Raw genomic sequence first — 19,922 nt, 5'->3', positions numbered from 1 at the left:
GTTACGATATACAAAAGTAAAAGGTAACTTCATGGCAAAAATAACAGTACGAGAAAAAGACATCAATGTAATAACTGTAAAAGATAATGATTATATTTCACTCACAGATATGCTAAAAGCTAAGGATGGAGACTTTTTTATATCGGATTGGTTGCGCAATAGAAATACGGTTGAATATCTCGGAATTTGAGAAAGAATACATAACCCTGATTTTAATTATGGCGAATATGCCATAATTACATCCAAGGTGGGACTGAACAATTATAAGATCAGTGTCAAGGAGTGGACAGAGAAAACGAATGCTATCGGACTTGTAGCAAAAGCAGGAAGATATGGAGGAACCTATGCTCATAAAGATATAGCATTTGAATTTGGAATGTGGATCAGTGCAGAGTTTAAAATATATCTTATAAAAGAGTTTCAAAGATTAAAAGAAGACGAACAAAAACAACTTGGTTGGGATATAAAACGAAATCTTACCAAAATAAACTATAGGATCCATACAGAATCGATTAAAGAAAACCTCATACCTAAAATAGTAAATCCCTCACAAGTTTCTTCTATTTATGCTAATGAAGCAGACATTTTAAATGTTGCACTTTTTGGAATGACTGCAAAAGAATGGAGAGAGAAGAATAGAGATAAGAATGGTAACATACGAGATGAAGCAAACGTTTCACAACTTGTCTGTCTGGCAAATCTTGAAACGTTAAATGCATTGTTTATTGGTGAAGGTTTGAATCAAGAAGAACGACTGAAAAAACTAAATGAGCTTGCGATCAAACAGATGAAGATACTCTTAATGGATAAAAATATTGACATATTGGAAAAATAAAAATTATCTCGACAGTAAGAGAAATAATTTTGCTGTTTGTTTCTAATCATTCAAAACATGTCAATTTGACATTTTTTCATAAGCAATCTTCAAAATCTCCTATACTGCTTTCTATAAGGCAGGTGAAGCGATGAAAAGTATCAGAGAATTACATAAACATGACAAGCCTAGAGAGAAGCTGGCAGCCAGAGGTGCGGCGGGGCTTAAAAACGATGAACTGCTGGCGATAGTGCTTGGATCTGGTGTACAGGGTAAAGATGTACGGAAGTTGGCCAGAGAGATCATCTGTATGCTGGACAGTGATTTCGAGACGTTAAGCCTTGATACACTTTGTGGCATCCATGGCCTGGGCAGCGCAAAAGCTTCACAGATACTGGCCTCCATAGAGTTAAGCAGACGCTATCTGATACAGCATAATAAACGCATCACTTCTGCAGAAGATGTCTACCATGAACTCAAACCTTTCAGCTGCAAATCCCAGGAACATTTTCTGGTGATGACCCTCGACGGCGCTTCCCATATCATCAATACACGGACCGTCTTCATAGGCACGCTCAACCAGAGCCTGGTCCATCCCAGAGAGGTCTTTGCCGATGCCATAGCCGACAGGGCCGCGGGAATCATCGTGGCCCATAACCATCCCTCAGGCACCCTGGCAGCAAGCAGGGCAGATATTCAGATCACCCAAAGGCTCAAAGAGGTAGCAGCACTGGTCGGCATAGAGTTGCTCGATCATGTCATCCTGGCAAAAGAGGGCTATTACAGTTTTTCCGATGAGGGATTGCTGTAGCAGCAGTGTAAAATATAAAAAACTATAATTTTTTAAAATATTTTAATATTATAAGTAATACTTAAAATAATCTTAGATACAATCCCGCACTACGAGTTGAAGGGCTATTTATTTTATGCAAAACATACGATACAAGCCTTTGAGACTATACATCGGTACTTTATTGCTTCAAACACACTTCCTACAAGCCTTACCTATACCCAAACAGGTAGATGACATCCTACGTTATGAAGAACAAAAAAAGATCTATGAAGAGCAGACCAAAGCACGTGAAACGCCAGAAGCGATCTATACGGAACTCACACCTATCCCCTTATCGCAAGAGAGTAACGCAACACAAGCCTGTATCCGGATCGAAAGTATCGATACGACAGAGATCACACTGATCGACAAAGAAGTTCTGGAAGCACTTAAGGAACCCTACCTTCACAGATGTGATACGATGCACGATATCAACACGCTCGTGAAGAAGATCAATAATATTTATATAGAAAAAGCCTATATCACTTCAAGAGCGTACATCAAACTTCAGGATCTCTCCGAAGGTCATCTTGTGATCGCTGCGATGGAAGGCAAAGTCGAATCCGTAAGAGGAAACAATATCTCTACGGGATTGGTTTTCCCTTTTATTAAAAATGAATTTCTCAATCTCAGGGATCTCGAAACAGGTCTGGAGCAGCTGAACCGTCTGCAGTCCATGCAGGCAACGATGAGCATAAACCCGGGGAAGGAAGAGGGGTTTTCACAGGTAGAGATCAAGGGCAAAAAAATAGGGTCTGCCCTGCATGGTTCCCTGGGGGCCAATAACTACGGGACGGTCAAGTCAGGCAAATATCAGTTCAGCGGTTCTGTCGGGTGGGACAACCCTTTGGGGATCAACGATCTGTTGACACTGAATCTGAACACTACAGACAAACAGGACAGTGACAATAATTCACTGGGTAACAGCATCTCGTATGGATTGCCGGTCGGAAGAGCCTATCTGGAGTTCATCTATTCCAGGTTTGAGTATGATCAGATCGTGAACGGGCTCAACAGGGAGTATCTTTCCAATGGCGAGAGTGAGGCATTTCAGATCAGATCGGAGTACAAACTTTTCCATACCAAAACACAAAGAGGAAAGTTCGATCTCTCTTTGCTGCGTAAAGAGAATGATAACTATCTCGCAGGTGTCTATCTGGATACCTCAAGCAGTACATTAACGATACTGCAGCTCTCTTATACGCATCATTACAGTGGGGCTGCATGGGATGGGTATGCTACCTTAAAATACCATCGGGGATTGGACTGGATGGGTGCCAAAACAGGCTCTTTGGCCGATGCGACTTTTGATAAAACTACCTTAGACCTCAGTTACAGCAAACAGTACAAAAATGCATTCCTGCCTCTCTTCTACCATTTTTCCTTTTATGGACAGTATGCCCAACAAGGGATCGTAGGCTCCGAACAGATAGGGATCGGGGGTCCGTACAGTGTCAGAGGCTTTGAGAATGAAAGCCAGATCTCCGGGAACAGGGGTTTCTATCTGCGTAATGAACTGGCAACGCACAAGGCATATGCAAAAGGTACCGTCAGCCCCTATCTGGCTCTGGATTATGGTGTGGTCAGCCGTAATGAGGAGAGTTATGGCGGTCATATCGTAGGGGCTGCTGTCGGCTGCAGGGTTACCTTTGATCAATGGTCTTTGGATCTCTCACGGTCCTTTCCCCTGATAGATTCCAATGAAGTCACGTATGCCACCAATGGTGATGAAATACGTAAAACAAATGATGGTTTGACTGGCTTCAGTCTCTCTTATAGATTTTAAAAGGTGAAACCGATGCATACGATGAAACCAAGCTACGCTAAACAGTTTCTCACTCTGGGAATCTCTTCTCTTTTGATCTCTCCGCCTGTGATGGCTGCAGATATAGTCGTTGATACGACACGCACCGATCAACATACGTCTGTGGATACGGCACCCAATGGGACTACGGTCGTGAATATCGCAAGACCCAATACCAACGGTGTCTCGCATAATACCTATATAGAATTCAACGTGCCGACACAGGGAACGATACTCAACAATGCCGGTCAGGAGGTCAATACACAGCTGGCAGGATACATTTACGGGAATGAGAATATGCGTGACGGCTCTGCCACACTGATACTCAATGAAGTCTCAGGAACCAACCGATCCCGTCTTAACGGCTACTTGGAAGTTGCAGGTAAGAGTGCAGATGTCATTGTCGCTAACCCTAACGGTGTGACGGTAAACGGAGCAGGTTTCATAAATATTCCCAAAGCGACACTGACTACAGGAAAGGTCAGCTTCAATGGTGGTAAACCTGTTTTTGATATAGAAGGCGGGGATATTTTCATCGATGACAAAGGTTTGGATGCAAGTGGTACCAGCAGTCTGGAACTCTATACACAGGCGATCAAGCTCAATGCTAAACTCTACACCAATGACCTGAAGGTCGTTACGGGCTTGAACCATATCGATGCGGATGGTGCAGTGACAAGCAGGGACAATGCAGAGAAGAAGAGACCTTTGTTCTCCATAGACTCTACGGCACTTGGCGGTATCTATGCGAATGCCATCTCTCTTGTAGGTACACAAAAGGGTGTAGGGGTGAATCTCCCTTCAGAGATGCTGGTGCAGGACAGGCTGGAGCTGTCTGCCGATGGCAGGATCATTTTGGGAACGGTTTCTGTTCAAAACAAAGCAAACATCCATTCGCAGGGCAGTTCCATCGAAGTACATAAAGGAGTACATGCGGAGACGCTTGAGCTGAAAGCTTTGAGCGATATCACCCTGCATGGAAATACCGGTGCAACAGGCGATCTTACACTTCAGGGGGACAGTCTTACGAACGATGGTCTCATCGCAGCAGGGGTACACACCGATTTTACCCAGGCACAAGAGGGGCATCTCAGTCTGGATTTTGCAGAAAGTATCAAGAATGTCGGTATGCTCTATGGTTTAACGGGTGCTGCGATAGAGACGAAACATTTTTTCAATGCGGATCAGTCAGAAGTGATCACCGGCACACTGACGGTACATGCTTCAGAAACCTTAAGAAATGCAGGGCTTATCCATGCAAAGGATCTGATGCAACTCACTGCCGGGAGCTTTGACAACACTCAGGGGACGATAGAAGGTTTAGAGAGCGTTCATTTCAGTATTGCCAATGGATTTTTAAATAACGGTGGATCGCTTTTTGCCGGTCATGCACTTACACTCACAGCGGAAACACTGGATAATACAGAAGGCACCCTACAGGCGGACGGAGCGTTGAGCGTAGGTAGTGCAGGGGAGATAGAGAACACAAGAGGAACACTCTACTCTGGTGCCGGCACAGCGGTGAAGGCAGGGTCACTGCATAATGAAGAGGGGTTCATCGGCTCGGGCAAATCGGTTCTCCTGGATCTTTTCAGTCTCAATGGAGATAACGGAACGATCTCAGGCGAGGGTGTGACGGTCCATACTTCCGGTATGCAAAGTAATCATGCCACCATCCTCTCTACGGCAGGATTGGATATTCACTCAAGCGGAGATACGACGCTGACAAACACTGCCCTATACGCCTATCATGATATGAGTATAGACACACAAACTCTCAATCTCAATAACACTTCGTTATGGGCACAGCATAGAGGTACCATCACTGCGGGCACTTTTAACAATAAAGAGAGCATACTTTCTGCTGCACAGATGCAGATCCATACCGGAACATTGCACAATGCCGATAGCTATTTATATGCTGCAGGCGGTACCTTGAACATTACTGCTACAGATGCACTGGACAATAGCCATGGTCTGATCTCTGCGAACGGAAACCTTGTAGTGAATACACCGAATTTGGACAACCGGAACGGCGAACTCGAAGCAGGAAACACTTTGGGTGTCACAAGTGATCATTTACAGATAGAGGGTTCACGGTTCTTTGCGGGAGAGCATTTGGAGGTGAGCTCAAATATTTCAACGATCGATACAGCTACAAAATTCCTTTCGGCCAATGCTATGGATCTGGACTTTGCAGGAGACCTTGTGCATCATGGAGAGATACTTGCCAACGGTACGGGAAATATCATAGTACATGGCGATCTCGATAACGAGGGAAGTATCACTGCCAATGGTTCACTGGGCATAGTTGCCGACACGCTTACCAACAATGCCAACGGTACAGGTGCAAGCATAAGAGGAGGCTACCTTTCAACCATCCTGCTTCATGGTGATCTCAATAATCATGGATTTCTTACCTCTTCGGGAGACCTGGAGATCACAGCATCCACTATCAACAACTATGCCGGTATAGCAGCAGCCTATGGTCTGACCCTGAATAGTGCTAACCTTTACAATTACCAGACACTGCTTTCAGGTACGGATATGGATTTGTATATTGCCGATCTGCTGGCCAATAATGAAGATGCCACTATCTATGCGGGCAATCACTTACGCATAGCCTCAGATGCTGATGGTGGTAAGACCAGAAGAGTGGAAAACATCTCGGGGAGGATCGAATCAGCTGCAGATATGTATATCGCAGCCGAAGAGATCAGCAATATTTCGGCTACAGAGATCACGACCACGTTGCAAAAAGTAAATGGCAGGATCGACATCACCTGTGATATATGGGAGAGTTTTTCCTGCCCTGCACTGGCCATACCTCTGGAGACCGACCTGATGGCCATCAAGGCAGAGATCCTGCAGGAGTATAGTGATAAGGGTGTGACGTTAAGCGAGAGTGAACTACAGGATCTACTCACTGAGCGAATGATCCAGGAAGACAGGGAAGCGTACATTTTGAACATGTATAAAGATACCAAAACGACATCGGATACACTTTATTTTTACGAACTGACCGCATCACTTGAGAGCAATGCAATGATCGTCAAACGGACAAAACCGCACAAGAAAGAGGAGTTCAGAAAAGTGGACTATGCGGTCACAAAAGAGGTGGTCGACCCGGTTTCTCTGGCCAACCATAAAGAGGGAGAGATCATCTCCGGGCATGATCTTTTCATGGATGCCGCTACCGTTACCAATAGAACCAGTCTCATCGCAGCCGCCAATGACATAGCTATCAATGGAGATCTCTTCAATATCGGTGTAGAAACGACAGAATCCATAGATGCAACGATCAACTATTCGTGGAAACATAAAAGTGACGGCGGTCAAGGGCAACTGCCTATTTCCAAAAGTGAGATACGTGATACAGAAGGCATACCTTCCAAAATTATGGCGGGAGGCATGTTGAGTGGAAATTTTGGTGTGCTGCAAAACGGGATGGAATCAGGTGCTTCAGTCAATACCGACCCTAATGCACCGACGATCTCCACAAGTACCCAGACTGCAAATGAGACACAGCAAACTCTTACAGATACAATTACAAACCAAACGAATATCGATCAGGATGCCATTGAAAGCACGGCTTTGGCCCTTACCCCACAGGTTTATGATCCGAGTCAAGAAGGTATGGCACTTCCAGACGATCCTTATGGAGTATTTGTTTTGTCGCAAGATCCCGTTGGACCGCTTATAGAGTCCAATCCCGAGTACACCCATTACAGCCACTTTGTCAGTTCTGACTATATGTTGGAGCGTTTGGGGTATGATGGCAGAAGTCAAGTGCGACGCTTGGGTGATGCGATGTATGAGACACAGCTCATTCGTGATGCGATCATAGCTATGACAGGAGAGCGTTTCATCGGTACGTCACAGAATGATAAGGAACAATATACCGATCTGATGAATGCAGGTATAGAGTATGCGCAAGAGGTAGGGCTGGAGTTGGGTGTGCCTCCGACAGCCTTGCAGCTTAAAAATCTTAAAGAAGACGTGGTATGGATGGAAGAGAAGGTCATTCAAGGGAAGCATGTTCTGGTACCGGTACTCTATCTGGCTAAAGCGTACAAAAAGTCAACAGGTGCGAGTATTTCAGCTGACCGCATGGATCTCATTGTAGACGGACATTTGGCAAACAGTGGCAACCTGCAGACCAGAGAGGAGATGCAGCTGCGTACTGGTACCATGACAAACAGCAGAGGAAACATAGAAGCAGGATCAAGTATGCATCTCTCTGCCGTAGGTGATATCAAAAATCTCTCGGGGAGTCTGAAAGGGGGTACGGTTGTGCTTCACAGTACCCAAGGGAACATCCTCAACAAAACCTTAAGTAAAAAGCTGGAGATAGAGCATAGTGTAGGGTCAGAAGAGTACACGCTCTTAGACAAAACGGCATCCATCAAAGCCACCAAAGGCACACTTGTGATAAATGCAGCCAAGAACATCGATACGATAGGTGCAGACCTTAGGGGTAAAGATGGCATCACTCTTCAGGCAGGAGAAGATATCACCGTCAAAACCCTCAAAGAGGAGAGATCTTATGAGTACACCTTTGAGAACGGTTACGCCAAAGGCGAAAGCATTGCACATTTGCAAAGCAACATTCAAACAGAGGGATTGCTCGATATCCAGACAGGTGCGAATGCCCACCTGGAAGCTGCAAATATCAAAGCGGAAAATGTACGTATCGATGCAGAGGATAAAGTGAACTTTACAGCTGTAACAGACAGCAGTTACAGTACTTCCTATTTTGAGAGTGATGATCTGCTTTCAAGTGCTTCTGTGGCAGATGCCTCCTTGCAGCAGTCGGTCAAAGGGACAACGGTCGATACGGGTATCGTCCAGATAAAAGGCGAAGAGGGCATTGTACTGGAGTCTGCGCGTTTGACCGCAACAGAGGCAGTAAGTATCAGTTCAGGTAAAGGAAATGTGGACTTTACAGCCAAGAGCTACAGTAATGCAAGCTACCATGAAGAGAGCGACTCTATACTTGGAGGGCTTATCAGTTCACGTTCGGTAGATGAAGTAAGTGAAACGCTTTTGGCCGATTCCTCTGCATCGGCAGAGAGCCAGATCGTTGTGGCGGGTAAAAATGTCAATCTTATCGCCACGAACCTGGAAACGGCGAACGGAGGCATCAAACTCTCTGCCACTGAAAATGTCAATATCCTTTCAGGTATGGAGTCTCGAAGCGAAAGACATATCAGAGAAGAGAGCGGACTCTTACAAGGCGGACATCTCTACCAGGCAAAAACAGATGAGACAGTGACTTATGATGAGAGTGCTAAAGCTTCTAGCATTAAATCTGCATCTTCAGTAGTGATAGATGCAGGAAGTGCAGAAGTCATAGGTTCTAACATCCAAGCAGCAGAGCACATTGTAGTTAAAACAGATGTAGGAAGCATAGAAGTTAAAGAAGCTAAAGAACAACACGGTAATAAAGAGACACATGAAGAGTTGAACATTGATCTTAAGTTTGGAGGAGCCAAAGTAGAAGACGGTAAAGCAAAAGTGACAGTTGCATCTGCCAGTTATGATAAAGAAGAACTCACTGAGAACTATACTACTTCAAGTAGCTCAAACCTTCAAGCAGGCGGTACAGTACAACTCACCTCTGTTGAAGACATTAAAATCCAAGGCTCCAACATAGCCGCAGGAGGAGATGTAACTCTAGATGCACAAGGTGATGTACTTATCACTGAAGCCAAAGATACGATGGACTCTACTTTGGATGAGATGCATGCTACAGCGGAAGTGTCCGTTTCTGTTACACATAGTGCAGCACAAGCAGCAGTAGCAGTACAAGGGGTCAATGATGCAAAGAACCAAGTCAAACAAGCTGCGCGTGACTATCGTAAGTACAAAAAAGAACTTAAAAACCATGAATCCACACTAGCAACGCTCCAACAGGAACTACAAGAAGTTAAACCCGGAGTAAGTCAAGAAGATATAGATGAGCTCACAGAGCTTATAACTGAAAGTAAAGAAGATGAAAAATACTACACTGCAAGCATCGAAGCAGCAGGAGCAAACCTCGTTTCTAAAACCACTCAGGCAGCCCAAGCCTTAAAAGGAGCAGCAGCAAGTGCAGGAACGGCAGGTTTCTCAGCAAGTTTGGACTTAGATGTAGATGGCACTAAAACAAACACAAACACACAAAGCACAAGCTCTACAGCCAGTACGATACAAGTGGGCAACACCATAAACATCACTACAGGTATAGGAGAGGGACAGCAAGTCCTCATACAAAGTTCACACCTACAAGCAGGTAATAGTATCAATGTAGAGACAGAAGAGTTAAATATAGTAGCAAGTAAAGATACTTACCGTTCAGAGACAGAGTCAGAACACATCAGCGCCCATGCTTCAGTAAGTACAGCAGGAGGATACTCAGCCAGTGTCAGTGCAGACAAATCACACAGCCGAGAAAACCAAACGACTTACAGCAACTCCACTCTAAACGCAAATACCATCAACCTCACCACCACCCAAGATGCAAACATCAAAGGTGCAAACATACATGGCACTAAAGAGACTAACCTAAATGTAGGTGGAGACCTAAACATCGCCTCTGTGCAAAACAGAACAAGAACAACCAATAACTCTGTGGGAGCCAGTGCGGGGATAAGCGGAAGTACAGGATTGGATAACCCGATGACTACAGGTGAAAACCAAAATGAGTCCGGAGTATCAAACATAAATGGAACCAATGCAGGATCAAACACAGCCAACGGAAGAAGTAGAAGCAAAGAGACTGTACTTACAAGTATCGCAGGTGCTACAGTAAACATTAACACCACAGGAAACACAGACCTCAAAGGGGCACAGATAGTAGCAGGAGAGGTAGATGAAGAGGGTAACTTTATAGACAATGGACAACTTACCCTCAACACAGGTACCCTTACACACTCAGACTTTTCTAACACAAGTTATGAAAGTTCTACATCAGCAAGCCTAAACACAAATGTAAGCATCAATAACCAACCTGCCAACCCACAAGACCCAACAAGCACAGATCAAACAGACCTGAACATAAACTCAAGCCAAGTAACAGCAAGTAACACACAAACCACTAGCAAAACAAAAACACTGGCAACCTTAGGAGAAGGTACAGTCATCATAGGAAGCGTAGAGACAGAAGCAGACAGTACACTTAACCGTAATACAGACACTATAGATAAAGAGATTTACTCTGTGACACAACAACAAGGATATGTTGACCTTACTGTGGATCATAGGTTGTTAAGTGAGGATGGTCAAGCTGAGATAAAAGAAGATATGGAAAAAGTAGGAGAAAGTACACAAATAGTTACCTCTACCCTTCCTTCAGCAAGTGATGATAATGTCATTCTTTCTGCATTAGGTACGGTACTTGATACCCTATCTTATGCTACAGCAGGCATCACACCAAGTGAAGAAACGAATGGTGGACTTTTAGGAAATATTCCTATACTATTTGGGGATAATGATATTGAGCATAAGGTATTACAAGTAAAATCAGAGAGTATGTTGACCGAGGAGAATAAAAATGACTTTATCCCGATGAAAGAGAGTGAATATTATAAAAGTGTATCCCAAGAAGACAGAGATGCTTTGGATGCGTTAGGAAACCTCTATGTCTCAAAAGCACCTGTAGTGATAGATGCAAATAATGCAACCTATCAAAATGGAACCAATGGGATGATGAACAATGAAATACAAGCTCTAAGGAATATGATAACACAAACACATGTAGAAGGGGATACAAATATCAATGGAACCCTTAACTATAATCCAACACATGGATTTTTAGGAGATTTAATTGAGTCTGGGGTAGATAAAAATGGTGGAACCACCGGTATTGCAAGACAAACAGGAGAGTTTATGTATGATGTAACCCATGCAAGAGGAACAAGCGGTGCCAACTTTGCAAACCATTCACAAGGAAATGCCTTGGTATATGCAGGAGTAAACTATATTAATGCTACGAGTGGATTTGATGAAGCAGCGTATTTCATAGACTTATCTAAAGCAGAAGATGAACAAAAGGATGGTCTGCCAAGCGTAACTGGTTTTGGAAGTCCTATGTCGTACGATACAATGAACAAGTTATTTGTTGAAACCGGCTTTGAGTTTACAGGAAACTTTACGAATGAAAATGATTATGTAGGAGAAGGTATAGGGGCCAATACAGGACACAATGGGAGTGCAACTATATTAAAGAAACTAAATCTTTATAATGCAGCACTGCTTTTTGACGTTTTACCTACTCCTTCTCCTCATGGTAGATATAACTGCGACCCAAGCAAAGGGCAAATCTGTGGAGACAGACCATGAAAACAGCACATTATACACTGATATTGATAGTGATATCTTTCTTGATTGCGTCATGTGGGTCACCCTATAGACTTACTAACCCTAATGAAATTGTACAGAATAAGGATATCTCCTTTGTTTCCCCTAATACACAATTTCAAATAGATAAAGAATATTCAAGTCCAAAAGACAACATTCACAACAAACAGTTGAGACTAATTGATTTCAACAAAAGAGGAATGCAATTTAAAATATACACCAGTAGTTACGGTGGATTTAATCAAAAGAAATTTTTTAAAAAGAATGCACGCTACAATGAAAGTGGCATTAATTATGAAGCTAAATTTACTAAAAACAATAAAGAGACAGGTGTTACTTATCGAAAATCTTGGGCTACTTATATTAACGGCTTAAAGTGTCAAGGAGGCGTATTTTCCAGAGGGTTTGGAGGAAGTTATGCTCCTAAATCTTTGAAGTTTTATAGTATTTCATGTGGCTATTATGATACCACCGAAGTAAATAACAATGGGAAAAGAATATTGGAGATAGACTACAGATACACCTACTCTCCAGAAGCAGACTATGAACAAGAGTTAAAATACGCAGTCAAAAAAGCAATTTCTACACTCAAGATAAAAAATATGGATATTCCTCGTATGAGAAGAGAAGGACTGCTTCATCCGAATAGAAAGTTTGAATCTACTAAGTGGTAATGATCAATATTATTGTCTTAGATATTACTGTCACCTCTAAAAGATACCCATGTTCTCCTGTAGGGGATGATGGCAAACAGAAATTACCTTCACCGCATTCTGGGTATGGGTGTCAGATCGGATGTGGAGAGAATGGTTCCACAGGGAAGAAAGATCAGATATATAATACCCAAACAGGAGAATTTGATCCAATAAGGAATTTTTATATCGATATGGGTCTTGATCCTTTAAAGGCTAATAATACTAATACAAAGGGTTCTGATTCAACAATGGAAAACCCAATTATGCAATAAAGATAAAGAAGGATATAAATTTATGAAAAAACAATTAAAAATAACTTTTTTGATTATAGCATGGTCCGTTCTATCTGGTTGTAATTCAAATACTGCATCCCATGCTTTAAGTGATGCCATAGACAAAGCCTTAGTAGTAACATCTGGGAATAAACCTGCAAGCCGTTTTCATTTTACAGGACCAGAATATATCAATAGATGGTATTTTTCCAATAAGAATTATAAAATGAATGCTCCATCAACATATCAAAAAGATTGGATTAAAATGAGTGGTTGGCAGGGAGTAGAAGATTTTCAGGGAACAGAACTTGTATTGTATTTTAAGGATGTATTAGAATACGGTGACTTATTTAGCTACGCTATTAACGTCTCATCTTCTATTGGAGAGTATGGGGAGATGCAAAGAGCGATTGAGAATAAAGATTTGGAATATATAAGATCTCATATCCGTATAGATACAAATGATAAATTAAGAATAGAATATCATGGAAAGGAGAATTATGTTTGTAAAGTTATGGAATATACTAAACAAAAATATAAAAGTAATAAATTCATTGGCTATACCTGTTACAAATTCAATCCTTCTCATACTAAATATAAAAGTGTGAACATAAAACTCATCTACACGAAAGCCCCAAATCTCCCAGCCAAATACAAACACTTAGCCAAAGAATACACTTACCAAGACCTGCAAAACAGGGCCAAAAGAATGCTTGACAGCCTCTACATCAAGGACGAGTGGTAGAAGATCAATGAAAAAATACTTTAAGATAGGCTTGGTAGCTATAATATGGATTACGCTATCTGGTTGTAATTCAAATACTGCATCCCATGCTTTAAGTGATGCCATAGACAAAGCCTTAGTAGTAACATCTGGGAATAAACCTGCAAGCCGTTTTCATTTTACAGGACCAGAATATATCAATAGATGGTATTTTTCTAATAAGAATTACAAAATGAATGCTCCAACAACTTATCAAAAAGACTGGGTTAAAATGAGTGGTTGGCGGGGAGTGGAGGATTTTCAGGGAGCAGAGCTTATATTGTATTTTAAAGATGCATTAGAATATGGTGACTTATTGAGTTACGCCATAAATGTTTCCTCTTCCGTTGGGGAGTATGGAGAAAGAGCCAAAGCAATAGAGACAAGAGATAAGTCATATATAGAGAATGTACGTAAAAAATATCAATATTCGAAAAATTCAAAAACGTATTATGAAACACATGGGAAAGAGAATTATCCATGTATCGTTAATGAAGTCATTAATCCTAAAACTTTAGTACCAGGTACTATCACTCAAAGCTATGGTTGTTATAAATTTAATACTATTCGTAATAAATATAAAAGTGTAAGCATAACTCTAACCTACACCAAATCCCCAAACCTACCAGAAAAATACAAACATTTAGCCAAAGAATACACCTATAAAGATCTGCAAAAGAGGGCCAAAAGAATGCTCGACAGTCTCTACATCAAGGACGAGTGGTAGAAGATCAATGAAAAAATACTTTAAGATAGGCTTGGTAGCTATAATGCTTTTTACTCTATCTGGTTGTAATTCAAATACGCCATCCCATACATTAAGTAATGCCATAGACAAAGCCTTAATAGCCACGTCTGGAAATAAACCCCCACAATTCTTTGCATTTTCATCATCTTATAGAGCTAACGGATACGTGATGCAGCATAAGGACTACTCTTTTACTATGCCTTTAACCAAAGAAAGAGATTGGAGTAAGATGAGTGGATGGAATGGAGCTTATATCTATGGAGGTATAGGTATTGGTATGGATAATCCTGATAATAAAAAAATTGGTAACCTACTTGGCTACGCCATCAATATTTCCTCTCGGGTTGGAGAGTATGGGAAGATGCAGAGAGCGATTGAGAATAAAGATTTAAGATATATTTTTACACATAGAAAAGTAACCAATAAAGATAAGTTAAGAATAGAATACCATGGTAAGGAAAATTATACATGTGAGGTTTCGGAATTTATAAGGAGACAAGGCAGTGGAATAAGATTTAATGTATATGACTGTTATAAATTCAATCCTTCTCATACGAAATATAAAAGTGTAAACATAAAACTGCTCTATACCAAATCCCCAAACCTCCCAGCCAAATACAAAATCCTGGCCAAAGAATACACCTACAAAGATCTAAAAAGCAGAGCCAAAAGAATGCTTGACAGTCTCTACATCAAAGACGAGTGGTAATGAAAAATAAATCAAAGGAGAGGGGAGGTAGGTAGGAAAATATGTTGAATATCAGAGGATTAAAGAGCGTGTAGTTGAAAGATAAAGTTAAATAAAAATAAAGGAGAAAGAATGAAAAAACAATTGAAAATAATCATTGGTATAGGTACATTATCTGTAGTACTGCTCTTGCAGGGATGTGCTTCGTATTATAAAGACACCACGATCTACCCCTGTTCCATAGGATGTGGAGACAAAGGTATCACGCCACCTAAAGGATATGTCTATTATCAAAACAGGCTCATGACACTCTCAGAGTTCAACCGTATTACAAATCAAAATATAGTCATACAATAACAGGAGAAAATAATGGTTAAAAATTCAATGAAATGGGTAGCGGTAACGGTGGTACTTTTGGGACTCTCTGGATGTGCAGGCTCATCCCCAAGTACAGAAGCAAAACAGACACTGAAAAGTGCAGAAGGGTATCAGGTTGGGCAGATGAATGTCACATTGGCCGATCATGTTTTCTATGACTATAGCGAAGAAGAAAAGCACTATCCGGATGCAAAAGAGTTGGCTGGATTCTTTAAAGAGGATATAGAAAAATATCTGAAACAGGCAGGGAGATCTTGTCAAGGTACACCATCGTGCCTGACTCTGGATCTAGAGTTCAATTATCTGCGTAATTTTAACATGGGATCGGTATCAGTCAGTGCTCCGGCCATAGACAGAACGATAACGATACGTAAAGGCGATACTGTTGTCTACACCAATACGCAAAAAGAGCTGAAGCCTTTTAAAGATGGCATCTTCGGTAAGACACTCAACGAGCTTGCGATGTTTACAAAAGCAGGTGAAGAAAAAGCAAATCTGGAGGATGAACGTGGTCACATCGATGTGATCTCTAAGGTAACAGTGAGGGATATCGTACAGTTGGCCCCATAAAGATACACCATACCCTGTCCATCGTCTCCTAGTGCTTTCATTCTAAGGGCCATTTTCTATGGGTACATGGGGTCCACATGCAAATGAGCATAATCACTGTGTAGATTCCCGGCCGAGTCGAGAATGACGAGGGATATAATATGACACAAATATGACATCTTTTTAGTACAATTTCGTCTTTATAAAGAGATGGGTGTTTGTTTTGCGTGTCAGGTCATTGGAGTCTAACTCCATTTTGCTATAATACTTCCATTCAATAGATACCATCAAGGAAATAACTCATGAAGATTTTAGTGACAGGTGGAGCGGGGTACATCGGCAGCCATGTGGTCAAATTACTGCTTGAAAACAGCGATCACGAGATCACCATTTTAGATAATCTTGTGACAGGCTTTCAGAAGACTGTTGATACCTTAGCAACCATTGCAAAAGAAAATGGTGTAAACCTAAATTTCATCAAAGAAGACCTTTCAGATTTTAAGAAGATCGAAAAGATCATGAACGAAAATCATTTCGATGCTATTATCCATTTTGCTGCTTCTCTTGTCGTACCGGAAAGTGTGGAAAACCCTTTAAAGTACTATCTCAATAACACTGCCAATACAGCCAATCTGATCAAGTATGCCACAGAAAATGGGGTCAAAAAATTCATCTTCTCCTCCACTGCAGCCACCTACGGAGAGCCTGATGCAACGGTTGTGAACTTGGAGACCGGGCTGAAAGAGAGTGATCCGACAGAGCCTATCAATCCTTACGGGATGAGCAAGCTCATGAGTGAAAGAGTGCTCAAAGACACCGCCTTTGCCAATGATGACTTCAAGTATGCCGCACTGCGCTATTTCAATGTAGCGGGTTCTGATCCTGATGGTCGCATAGGTCAGTCCACTGAAAATGCGACACTGCTCATCAAAGTAGCGGCAGAAGCTGCCACAGGCAAACGTGACAAAATGTATATCTTTGGAGAGGACTATCCTACTCCTGATGGTACGGGCATCCGTGACTACATCCATGTGGTGGACCTTGCCCAGGCGCATATAGAGGCTTTGGCGTATCTTGAAGCGCATGAAAGTGATGTGTTTAACGTAGGGTACAGTCGAGGCTTCTCAGTCAAAGAGGTCATCGATACCATGAAAAAAGTCTCCGGTGTTGATTTCACAGTGGAGATCAAAGAAAGACGCGCAGGTGACCCTGCCATCCTCATCTCTGACAATACAAAGATCAAAAATGCCATGCATTGGCAACCGCGCTATGATGACCTGGAAGTCATCTGTCAAACCACATTAGAATGGGAGAAAAAAATATGAAAATCAAAAAATGTCTATTCCCTGCAGCAGGTTACGGTACCCGTTTCCTTCCGGCAACTAAAGCGACACCCAAAGAGATGCTGCCAGTCCTCACCAAACCGCTCATCCAGTACGGGGTGGAAGAAGCACTGGAAGCGGGTCTCAACACAATGGCTATCATCACAGGGCGCGGTAAACGTGCCATAGAAGACCATTTTGATATCATGTATGAACTTGAACACCAGATCAAGGGTACAAGCAAGGAACATCTTCTTGATGAGATCTGTGCTCTCATCAGCCAATGTACTTTCTCCTACACCAGACAGGTAGAGATGAAAGGTTTGGGGCATGCGATCCTTACAGGTGAAACACTTATAGGGAATGAACCCTTTGCCGTGATCCTGGCAGATGATCTCTGTACCAATGAAAACGATGGTGTACTCAAGCAGATGATAAAGGTCTATGAAAAATACCAATGCTCCATCATAGCCATAGAAGAAGTGCCTATGGATCAGACGCATAAGTACGGTGTCATAGCCGGAAACCTGGTCGATAATACTGACGATACCTATAGAGTGACAGATATGGTTGAAAAACCAGATCCAAAAGATGCACCTACCAACATGGCCATTATCGGGCGTTACATTCTTACACCAGACATCTTTGACATCCTTAGAGAAACCAAACCGGGTAAAAACGGAGAGATTCAGATCACCGATGCCCTTCTTGAGCAGGCTAAGAACGGTAAAGTCATTGCCTATAAATTCAAGGGGCAAAGATTTGACTGTGGTTCTGTAGATGGGTTTGTCGAAGCGACAAATTATTTTTATGATGCCCAAAAGGTTTCAGAAAAATGAGACGATCGCATGGTATTTGAGGAAGTGAGTTGAGTGAATCGCATAGAGTAGAGTATAAAAAAAACGCTTGCGGACGGTTTTGGAAAAGAGGTCGTCGCTTTTTTAAACTCCAAAGAGGGCGGCAATATTTATCTTGGTATCAGTAATGGTGGAAAAGTTATCGGACTTTCAAACACTGATGAAATACAGCTCAAAATAAAAGATAAACTCAAGCATAACATCTCACCCTCATGTCTTGGGCTTTTTGAAGTGATAGTCGAACATTTTGGTTCCGGACTCGATAGGATTTTAAAGGTGTATGGCAAAGAAAGCTTCAAAATATCTCAAAATTTCATGAAAAATATTTTTTATAAAAGTATTGAGGGAGTAAGTGGCGGAGTAAAAGAAGTATATGCTTTCATCTCACAAAACCAAAACATAAGTGCGAAGCAAATAAGCGAATCTATAAATATACCATTGCGAAGTGTAGAGAGAGATATCAAACAACGTAAAGATGAAGATAAAATAGAGTTTAGAGGTAGTCCAAAGACAGGAGGGTATCATGTCAAATGATCCAAAACTTCTTAACACCATACGCCAAAATCCAAAGTATTTTTTCATGAAAAAAATTCTTATCGTTTTTGGCACCCGTCCCGAAGCCATAAAAATGGCACCGCTGGTCAAAGAGTTTCAGAAACATTCTGATACTTTTGAAACCAAAGTATGTGTGACTGCGCAGCATAGAGAGATGCTTGACCAGGTGCTTGAACTCTTTGAGATTGTGCCTGATTACGATCTAGACATCATGAAGCCAGGGCAGGACCTTTATGATGTGACATCTAATGTGCTTCTCGGGTTGAAGCCTGTACTTGAAGAGTATAAACCTGATGTAGTTTTTGTCCATGGTGACACATCGACGACCTTTACTGCGGCTTTGGCAGCCTTTTATCAGCAGATCAAAGTTGCTCACATTGAGGCGGGGCTTAGAACGGGAGATATTTACTCCCCGTGGCCAGAAGAAGCCAACCGTAAACTCACCTCACAGATCACTGCCTATCACTTTGCACCGACTGCCACATCTAAAGAGAATTTGCTTAAAGAGAATGTGGATGAACGAAGTATAGAAGTCACCGGCAATACGGTCATCGACGCACTTTTTTTGGCTCTAGCGAAGATTAGAAATGATCAAACATTAGAACAAGAGATCATTAAAACAATCGATAAAGCAGTGAACAATTCAACATTCAACATTCAAAATTCAAAATTGATTCTCGTGACGGGACACCGCCGCGAGAATCACGGTCAAGGTTTTATCAATATCTGCAATGCACTGAAAGAGATCGCACTTTCCAATCCAGATATCGATATCGTCTATCCTGTACATTTAAATCCTAATGTGCAAAAACCGGTCAAAGAACTGCTTTCAGATGTACCAAACATCTATCTCATACCACCATTGCAGTATGAACAGTTTATCTATATGATGGAGAAGTCCTATTTCATCATTACAGACAGTGGCGGAGTGCAGGAGGAAGCCCCTTCTTTAGGCAAGCCAGTGTTAGTCATGAGAGATACGACTGAACGTCCCGAAGCATTAGAAGCAGGTACGGTTAAACTTGTTGGAACAGATACTGAGCTCATAATCAAAGAGGCTCAAGAACTTATAGACGATCAAAAGGCATATGCAAAGATGAGTCAAGCCAGTAATCCGTATGGGGATGGACATGCATGTCAAAAAGTTATAGAATTTTTAAAAATGAACAGTTCCATACAGAGGTAAAACATAAAGAATATCATTTTAGCATGAGGAAACGGGACATAGAATCTTAGGAGTATATTTTTAATATATCCTTATTCATTGGCTTATATTACGTACTCTATGAATTCTGTATCAGAATT

At 41.8% G+C, this 19,922-nt stretch carries 14 protein-coding genes and 1 pseudogene; all 15 read left to right on the top strand.

Going from position 1 to position 19,922, the window contains the following annotated elements; translation table 11 throughout:
* Positions 1–31 precede the first annotated feature (31 nt).
* The 15 genes and pseudogenes from LDM98_RS04895 to wecB all read left to right on the top strand — a co-directional run bounded on the left by LDM98_RS04895 (position 32) and on the right by wecB (position 19,803).
* Positions 32–835, top strand: a pseudogene (locus LDM98_RS04895) (KilA-N domain-containing protein).
* A gap of 130 nt (positions 836–965) precedes the next feature.
* The gene (gene radC / locus LDM98_RS04890) at positions 966–1,625 is read left to right on the top strand and encodes a DNA repair protein RadC (protein WP_223898225.1); all 660 of its coding nucleotides are present in this window, start codon (positions 966–968) and stop codon (positions 1,623–1,625) included.
* A gap of 115 nt (positions 1,626–1,740) precedes the next feature.
* Complete coding sequence (locus LDM98_RS04885) at positions 1,741–3,432, top strand: ShlB/FhaC/HecB family hemolysin secretion/activation protein (protein ID WP_223898224.1); 1,692 nt, start codon at positions 1,741–1,743, stop codon at positions 3,430–3,432.
* 12 nt (positions 3,433–3,444) lie between these two features.
* Positions 3,445–11,772 carry a hemagglutinin repeat-containing protein gene (locus tag LDM98_RS04880; protein WP_223898223.1) on the top strand — a complete coding sequence of 2,776 codons (8,328 nt, stop codon included), beginning with the start codon at positions 3,445–3,447 and terminating at the stop codon, positions 11,770–11,772.
* Positions 11,769–12,464: a hypothetical protein gene (locus LDM98_RS04875; RefSeq protein WP_223898222.1), complete on the top strand. Its 696-nt coding sequence runs from the start codon at positions 11,769–11,771 to the stop codon at positions 12,462–12,464. Before LDM98_RS04880 ends, LDM98_RS04875 begins: the two co-directional genes overlap by 4 nt.
* Positions 12,464–12,757, top strand: a complete 294-nt coding sequence (locus LDM98_RS04870) for a hypothetical protein (RefSeq protein ID WP_223898221.1) — start codon at positions 12,464–12,466, stop codon at positions 12,755–12,757. Before LDM98_RS04875 ends, LDM98_RS04870 begins: the two co-directional genes overlap by 1 nt.
* A gap of 22 nt (positions 12,758–12,779) precedes the next feature.
* Entirely contained in the window at positions 12,780–13,502 is a 723-nt protein-coding gene (locus tag LDM98_RS04865) for a hypothetical protein (protein ID WP_223898220.1), read from the top strand.
* Positions 13,503–13,509: 7 nt separating this feature from the next.
* On the top strand, positions 13,510–14,247 hold the full coding sequence (locus LDM98_RS04860) for a hypothetical protein (RefSeq protein ID WP_223898219.1): 738 nt from the start codon (positions 13,510–13,512) through the stop codon (positions 14,245–14,247).
* A 7-nt stretch (positions 14,248–14,254) separates the two neighbouring features.
* Positions 14,255–14,977 (top strand): hypothetical protein, encoded by a 723-nt coding sequence (locus LDM98_RS04855; RefSeq protein WP_223898218.1) that lies wholly within the window; start codon positions 14,255–14,257, stop codon positions 14,975–14,977.
* A gap of 111 nt (positions 14,978–15,088) precedes the next feature.
* Entirely contained in the window at positions 15,089–15,313 is a 225-nt protein-coding gene (locus tag LDM98_RS04850; protein ID WP_223898217.1) for a hypothetical protein, read from the top strand.
* 12 nt (positions 15,314–15,325) lie between these two features.
* Positions 15,326–15,904: a hypothetical protein gene (locus LDM98_RS04845; protein WP_223898216.1), complete on the top strand. Its 579-nt coding sequence runs from the start codon at positions 15,326–15,328 to the stop codon at positions 15,902–15,904.
* 281 nt (positions 15,905–16,185) lie between these two features.
* Positions 16,186–17,208 (top strand): UDP-glucose 4-epimerase GalE, encoded by a 1,023-nt coding sequence (gene galE / locus LDM98_RS04840; protein ID WP_223898215.1) that lies wholly within the window; start codon positions 16,186–16,188, stop codon positions 17,206–17,208.
* The gene (galU, locus tag LDM98_RS04835) at positions 17,190–18,044 is read left to right on the top strand and encodes a UTP--glucose-1-phosphate uridylyltransferase GalU (RefSeq protein WP_374706914.1); all 855 of its coding nucleotides are present in this window, start codon (positions 17,190–17,192) and stop codon (positions 18,042–18,044) included. Before galE ends, galU begins: the two co-directional genes overlap by 19 nt.
* Positions 18,045–18,098: 54 nt before the next feature.
* On the top strand, positions 18,099–18,596 hold the full coding sequence (locus LDM98_RS11765; protein WP_223899064.1) for a helix-turn-helix domain-containing protein: 498 nt from the start codon (positions 18,099–18,101) through the stop codon (positions 18,594–18,596).
* Positions 18,597–18,642: 46 nt separating this feature from the next.
* Positions 18,643–19,803, top strand: coding sequence for a non-hydrolyzing UDP-N-acetylglucosamine 2-epimerase (gene wecB, locus LDM98_RS04825; protein ID WP_223899063.1), 1,161 nt, complete (start codon positions 18,643–18,645; stop codon positions 19,801–19,803).
* Positions 19,804–19,922 lie beyond the last annotated feature (119 nt).

The organism is Sulfurovum sp. TSL1, from assembly GCF_019972135.1.
Classification (GTDB): domain Bacteria; phylum Campylobacterota; class Campylobacteria; order Campylobacterales; family Sulfurovaceae; genus Sulfurovum.
Note: the sequence above shows the minus strand (reverse complement) of the source record. Positions and strands in the feature narration are given on the sequence as shown.

Excerpts from the sequence above, each read along its gene's own strand:
- radC (WP_223898225.1), top strand. The coding sequence starts at position 966 with ATGAAAAGTATCAGAGAATTACATAAACATGACAAGCCTAGAGAGAAG.
- LDM98_RS04885 (WP_223898224.1), top strand. The coding sequence starts at position 1,741 with ATGCAAAACATACGATACAAGCCTTTGAGACTATACATCGGTACTTTA.
- LDM98_RS04880 (WP_223898223.1), top strand. The coding sequence starts at position 3,445 with ATGCATACGATGAAACCAAGCTACGCTAAACAGTTTCTCACTCTGGGA.
- LDM98_RS04875 (WP_223898222.1), top strand. The coding sequence starts at position 11,769 with ATGAAAACAGCACATTATACACTGATATTGATAGTGATATCTTTCTTG.
- LDM98_RS04870 (WP_223898221.1), top strand. The coding sequence starts at position 12,464 with ATGATCAATATTATTGTCTTAGATATTACTGTCACCTCTAAAAGATAC.
- LDM98_RS04865 (WP_223898220.1), top strand. The coding sequence starts at position 12,780 with ATGAAAAAACAATTAAAAATAACTTTTTTGATTATAGCATGGTCCGTT.
- LDM98_RS04860 (WP_223898219.1), top strand. The coding sequence starts at position 13,510 with ATGAAAAAATACTTTAAGATAGGCTTGGTAGCTATAATATGGATTACG.
- LDM98_RS04855 (WP_223898218.1), top strand. The coding sequence starts at position 14,255 with ATGAAAAAATACTTTAAGATAGGCTTGGTAGCTATAATGCTTTTTACT.
- LDM98_RS04850 (WP_223898217.1), top strand. The coding sequence starts at position 15,089 with ATGAAAAAACAATTGAAAATAATCATTGGTATAGGTACATTATCTGTA.
- LDM98_RS04845 (WP_223898216.1), top strand. The coding sequence starts at position 15,326 with ATGGTTAAAAATTCAATGAAATGGGTAGCGGTAACGGTGGTACTTTTG.
- galE (WP_223898215.1), top strand. The coding sequence starts at position 16,186 with ATGAAGATTTTAGTGACAGGTGGAGCGGGGTACATCGGCAGCCATGTG.
- galU (WP_374706914.1), top strand. The coding sequence starts at position 17,190 with ATGGGAGAAAAAAATATGAAAATCAAAAAATGTCTATTCCCTGCAGCA.
- wecB (WP_223899063.1), top strand. The coding sequence starts at position 18,643 with ATGAAAAAAATTCTTATCGTTTTTGGCACCCGTCCCGAAGCCATAAAA.